The 5172-nt window shown below is 41.7% G+C and carries 4 protein-coding genes and 2 pseudogenes; 5 read left to right on the plus strand and 1 reads right to left on the minus strand.

Annotated features, from left to right (window positions below; genetic code table 11):
• Nucleotides 1–78 precede the first annotated feature (78 nt).
• The 5 genes and pseudogenes from L6J37_RS21050 to L6J37_RS21070 all read left to right on the plus strand — a co-directional run bounded on the left by L6J37_RS21050 (nucleotide 79) and on the right by L6J37_RS21070 (nucleotide 4738).
• Nucleotides 79–1350 (plus strand): annotated as a pseudogene (locus L6J37_RS21050) (PIN-like domain-containing protein).
• Between the two features lie 65 nt (nucleotides 1351–1415).
• The gene (locus L6J37_RS21055; protein WP_237796492.1) at nucleotides 1416–2045 is read left to right on the plus strand and encodes a hypothetical protein; all 630 of its coding nucleotides are present in this window, start codon (nucleotides 1416–1418) and stop codon (nucleotides 2043–2045) included.
• A 491-nt stretch (nucleotides 2046–2536) separates the two neighbouring features.
• Nucleotides 2537–2785, plus strand: a complete 249-nt coding sequence (locus L6J37_RS21060) for a DUF3297 family protein (protein ID WP_161445949.1) — start codon at nucleotides 2537–2539, stop codon at nucleotides 2783–2785.
• A 336-nt stretch (nucleotides 2786–3121) separates the two neighbouring features.
• Nucleotides 3122–4126, plus strand: a complete 1005-nt coding sequence (locus tag L6J37_RS21065; RefSeq protein ID WP_237796493.1) for a S66 family peptidase — start codon at nucleotides 3122–3124, stop codon at nucleotides 4124–4126.
• A 129-nt stretch (nucleotides 4127–4255) separates the two neighbouring features.
• Entirely contained in the window at nucleotides 4256–4738 is a 483-nt protein-coding gene (locus tag L6J37_RS21070; protein ID WP_237796494.1) for a GrpB family protein, read from the plus strand.
• Between the two features lie 244 nt (nucleotides 4739–4982).
• Here the strand turns inward: L6J37_RS21070 and L6J37_RS21075 are convergent.
• Nucleotides 4983–5172, minus strand: a pseudogene (locus tag L6J37_RS21075) (hypothetical protein); the annotation flags it as partial.

Raw genomic sequence — 5172 nt, forward strand, 5'->3', positions numbered from 1 at the left:
TAAATCTATGTAAAGAAATATACGAAAAATTTATACGACTTGATGTCGTTGAATAAAATGTTCAATGTAGGAGTATCGATGAAAGATTTATTTCCGGGAAACTTTAAAGAATCAGAAGAAAACTTAAGGGAAGTCTGGGATTCATGCATTTTTGTATTTGACGCCAACATTCTTCTTAATTTATATCGATATTCTGATGCTACAAGGAATGAATTTCTGCGCCTATTGGAAAAGATCAAGGATAGGGTCTGGTTGCCACACCGAGCTGCCGAGGAATATCTTAGCAATCGATTATCGGTGATTGATCAGTAAGAGCAATCTTACGATTCGACCATTAAATCTATTAATAATCTTAAAAGTGACCTAGATAACGCACGACAACATCCATTCGTTAGTAAGCAAACAATGGGTGATGTCGATTCTGTATTTAATGCGTTATGCGAAGAGTTATTGAAAAACAAGAAAGTCCATACCCAACGAATATCAAATGATGAGATTAAAAATTCGATTTCTCAAATATTTAAAAATAGGGTCGGCTTACCTTTCGATAAGGAAAAGTTGGAGCAACTGATCGTTGATGGCGAAGAACGCTACAAACAGAAAATCCCACCTGGATTCAAAGACGCATCAAAGTCATCTGAAAGTGAAGTGTTTACTGATAAATGTAGGAAATATGGTGATCTTATTGTCTGGAAACAGGTACTTGAACACTCTAGTGAGGTAGAAAAGGGGGTTGTACTTGTTACTGACGACAAGAAGGAGGATTGGTGGGAGAGGTTTAAAGGCAAGACGGTGGGGCCCCGACCAGAGTTGGTGAAAGAATTTAAGGATAGTACGAGTAATACCTTCCATATGTATCAGGCCGATCGGTTTCTTGAGTTAGCAAGGGAGAACCTTGGTGAACAAGTAAGCCCAGAGATTGTTGAAGAGATTCGAGAAGTAAGGCGCCGAGACAAAATGGCTTTCCTCAAAAAGCAGGAGTTTGACTCGATTAATCGCAAAAAAGTCAAAATTAACCACATGATGCAAGAGCTTGACCATACTCGTCATCAGTTAATGGCATATGAAAGTGAAATGGCTTCTCTACAAGAAAAACGCCATATGCTTGAGGCTGAAAGGTTGGAGATTAGAAAATACCGAGAGAACTTTAACGATGCTGATCGTGAAATGGATATGGAGCCAATCATGCGCCACTATTCGAATATAAATGAAAACTACCTTATGGTTCGGAGTAAATTAGAAGAATCAAAAGATAGATACAAAGAGCTACAACATAGAACAATGCAGCTTGAACACGAATTAGCTCAGCGCATGAAATATATTGAACAAGAAAATGCAGCGGACTCGTAAACTCGCCGCTGATTTTGGCGTTATAAAACTCGTAAAATATGGCTTCGTTCGAAAAAGGAACAATAATGGCTAGAGGATATCCAACAGATTGGAAGAAATTCTGTGATATTGAAAAAACGTATGGCGGTTTTTCTCATTACACATTAAAAGCTGGGACTGCAATTGGTGATATTAATCGATTCGCTGCTAGATATGCGCTAGCAGAAGACTTTAATGGCATTTCAATTAGTAACTCAACAGAAAATACGATGTTAGGTTACGAAGCTTTAATGAGATCGCTATTTATTTGGAGTACATCAGAAACTTATCATCAACTGTTGCCAATAGGCTCTGGAGGTAAGTATACGTATTTAAGTTATTCTTCTACAGAGAAGACGAGTTTGCGGAGTGCCCTTACAGCTATTGGGCGTGATATGAATATTTTTTATGATTTTATTGCTAATAGCCCAAACTTAGATCAGCCACATAGAGATTCTGTTAACGCCTTTTTAGCGGGGCATGACTATAATCCAACGAGGTTATTATCAAGTATCCGTCATGTATTTGGGCATGGTGAACTAAGTGCAAATGTAAAAGGGGTTAGCCCAAAATCAATTAATAGAATCACCACTGTCTTAAAGGACGTGATACTAGGGAAAATTGATTCCCATTTCAGCGTATTAGTTCAGAATCACCCTCAATACTCAAACGTGTAAGTTTTATAACAAATAAGGATACGTGTCGCGCAGCCGACACTTCTATCCGGGTGTTGAACAAGCCCGGACAGCCTTATTAAGCAAATTGGTCGATTGGCATTCGGTGGGGGTTGCGTCCGCGGTTTTCTTCAGGACAAGCGCAGCCGGGAAGTGACCACGGTGTGTTTCACTTCAATGGGTTACCGCCTGAATTCGGTCATGTGTTGGCTTTCTCCTCGTTGATGATGCTACGCCATTCTCCTTATTGTGTTTGCCTTCCGGCTATCCCGGTCGGGTGATGCCGACGCAGTGCATTGCATGCTGGCAGCATGGGCAGTCCCGTGTTGCTTTCAGTGGCTCGGTTTTCACAGACAACTGCCATGTCGGCAAGCTGAGTGTATTTACAAGGACCGTCACGTCAAAGCACAGGCAAAATAGTCTCGCTACCTTGTTGAGCCTCGGGCGGGCATTGTCTACAATGGCGCACTTTGTACATACATCAGGTCATGAACATGAGCGACACTAACGATAAACCAGCTTTACCCGATCATCTTGCCGGTAACCCTCGCAGCCCACACTATGTTGCAGAGTGTTTTGAACACCATATCGGCATTCGTCTGAATGGCAAAGAGCGTACTGATGTTGAAGAATATTGCATCAGTGAGGGTTGGGTCAAAATCCCTTCACCGAAAGCAAAAGATCGTTTTGGTCAGCCAATGTTGATCAAACTGAAAGGCCAAGTAGAAGCTTTCTATAAATAAGTAGTTTTTTACTGCTTATAATCCAACACATAGAGTGAGAAAACTGCCAGCTCTATGTGTTGGATCAACTGTCTGTATAAACCTCTCGGCAGCTTTCATATCCCCATGCTCGTTATTTATACTTGTTACTAAACGTTTGGCGTTTAATGCAATTTAAGCGTTTACGTCATTGGTGAGTTACAAAATGTGCTTATTCATCCCAGATTGTGGCGCTATATAAAAGGAGGTGATTTTGAACCAGGAAGGTTTTAAGGGCGAACAATTACCACTTCAAAAAGAACTCATTAATTCTGCATGTATATTTTTTATTTTTAGCCTCTTGGAGACTAGTGATTCGTGATATTCCCAAAAGCGTTAACTATTGGTGACAAAATAGGTTTCTTTTCACCGTCATCACCGGCAACCGTATTCGCACCCAATCGATTTTCAAGAGCGAAAGCCTACCTGGAAGGTCAAGGGTTTGAGCTGGTTGAAGGAGCCTTGACAGGATGTTCAGACTCATATCGCTCTGGATCAATTCAGGCCAGGGCTGAAGAGTTCAATCAGCTTATCCGAGATCCAAGCATTCGATGCATTATGTCGACCATTGGCGGTAATAACAGTAATTCATTATTGCCATATATTGATTACAAGGCTCTGAGAAAAGATCCAAGAATCATTGTTGGTTATTCCGATGTGACTGCACTTTTACTTGGTATTTATGCACAAACGGGTCTTGTCACTTTTTATGGACCCGCTTTAGTGGCATCGTTTGGTGAGTTTCCGCCTTTAGTTGATGACACTTTTCAGTCATTTCTGGATATATTGAGCTCAGAGAAAAGTGAATATCAATATGTCATGCCTGAACGCTGGACAGACGTTAAACTGGATTGGGAAACACAAAATACGGCAAAGCCTGTTTTTAGCAACGAATGGATATTTCTTGGGGGCGAGAAAATCACCGGGCGTATTATTGGCGGTAACCTGAATACCATGGCAGGTATTTGGGGAAGCCATTATATGCCTGAAATACACTCAGGTGACATACTGTTCATTGAAGACTCATTAAAAGGAATTGAAACTGTTGAACGTTCGTTTGCTCACTTAAAGGTTTGTGGCGTCTTTGACAAGGTTGGAGCGATTGTGCTTGGTAAGCATGAGCTTTTTGATGACAAAGGAACAAGTCGTTCGCCATTAGACGTCTTGCTTGAAGTTCTTAATGGTCAGAACATGCCAATATTATATGGCTTTGACAGTTGTCATACTCATCCCATGTTGGTGACACCTTTAGGTGTGCAAGCCAGCATTGACTTTGATAATCAGATTTTTCAGCTGGAAAGCCAGTGGTTAGCCGGGAAATAACCAATGATTCAGATGTCAACAGCTATTACCAGGACAGACACATTATGCTTGGTTAGGACAATAGCCATTACCAGGACAGGCACACTATTCGTAGTTGAATTCGGGGATAATTGATGATTAAGAGGAAATATGAAATTTCTTAGTCCGGATCAGTATCAAAAAGCCTGTCATGAGCGGTTTGATTATTATCTGAATCAAATACGGAGGCTGTTGCCAGCAGCAAGAGTCGAGCATGTGGGAGCGTCATCTGTTCCAGGTGTTATTTCAAAAGGTGATCTTGATATCTTGATCGGCGTTGATGCGCACGAGCTGGAAGCTTCTGCGCGTATTTTGCTCACCTTGGGGTTCCAAGAAAAGAAAAACACACTGAGAACAGCTGAACTATGCATGCTTGAGTCAACAAGCGAAGATGTGGCTTTTCAGGTGGTAGCGATAGGCTCAGAGTTCGAGTGCTTTGTGGATTTTCGTGACAGGTTACGCGCATCTCCAGATTTAGTGGTTCAGTACAATGTGTTAAAGAAATCGTGCGAGGGTTTGTCACACGACGAGTACCGTGAAAAGAAGTCGACGTTTATTGAGCACGTTTTAGCGCAGGTACAGCACGAGAGATAACAAGGACAGTCATGATAGCTACAAGGACAGTCACGCATAATGATAGTTACAAGGACAGTCACGCATAAGTCAGAGCCAGACAGACCTGTACCAGATTCAAAAATTCGCTTTCATATTCTTTTTATAAAGACTGATTTACAGCATGCTGGAATACAAAGTCAGATTTTATGTCTTTTACATGATTTCCAGGCGAGCAGCAGCATACGAATGTATCGCTGTTGAGGATCTGTTTGCTGTGGATGGGTTAAGGGAGCTGTGCACCGGTTCGGCGCTGCCGGTTCAATTTCGGCAAAACAGCTTGAATTGACGAGGTGGTGCCAATGAGGGGGCCTGTTGCTATCTTGGTGCAGATATTCAACCACGAAGCTGTGTTAAAACCGAGCCGTTCAAGGATGGGATGCTGGGTTGAGTGGATATGGTGATGTTTTCCTTCC

Origin of the sequence: Photobacterium sp. WH77, assembly GCF_022014395.1 — a bacterium.
Classification (GTDB): domain Bacteria; phylum Pseudomonadota; class Gammaproteobacteria; order Enterobacterales; family Vibrionaceae; genus Photobacterium; species Photobacterium arenosum.

What these genes read in the sequence shown, in the direction of transcription:
- L6J37_RS21055 (WP_237796492.1), top strand. Translation starts at nt 1,416, where the DNA reads ATGGCTAGAGGATATCCAACAGATTGGAAGAAATTCTGTGATATTGAA.
- L6J37_RS21060 (WP_161445949.1), top strand. Translation starts at nt 2,537, where the DNA reads ATGAGCGACACTAACGATAAACCAGCTTTACCCGATCATCTTGCCGGT.
- L6J37_RS21070 (WP_237796494.1), top strand. Translation starts at nt 4,256, where the DNA reads ATGAAATTTCTTAGTCCGGATCAGTATCAAAAAGCCTGTCATGAGCGG.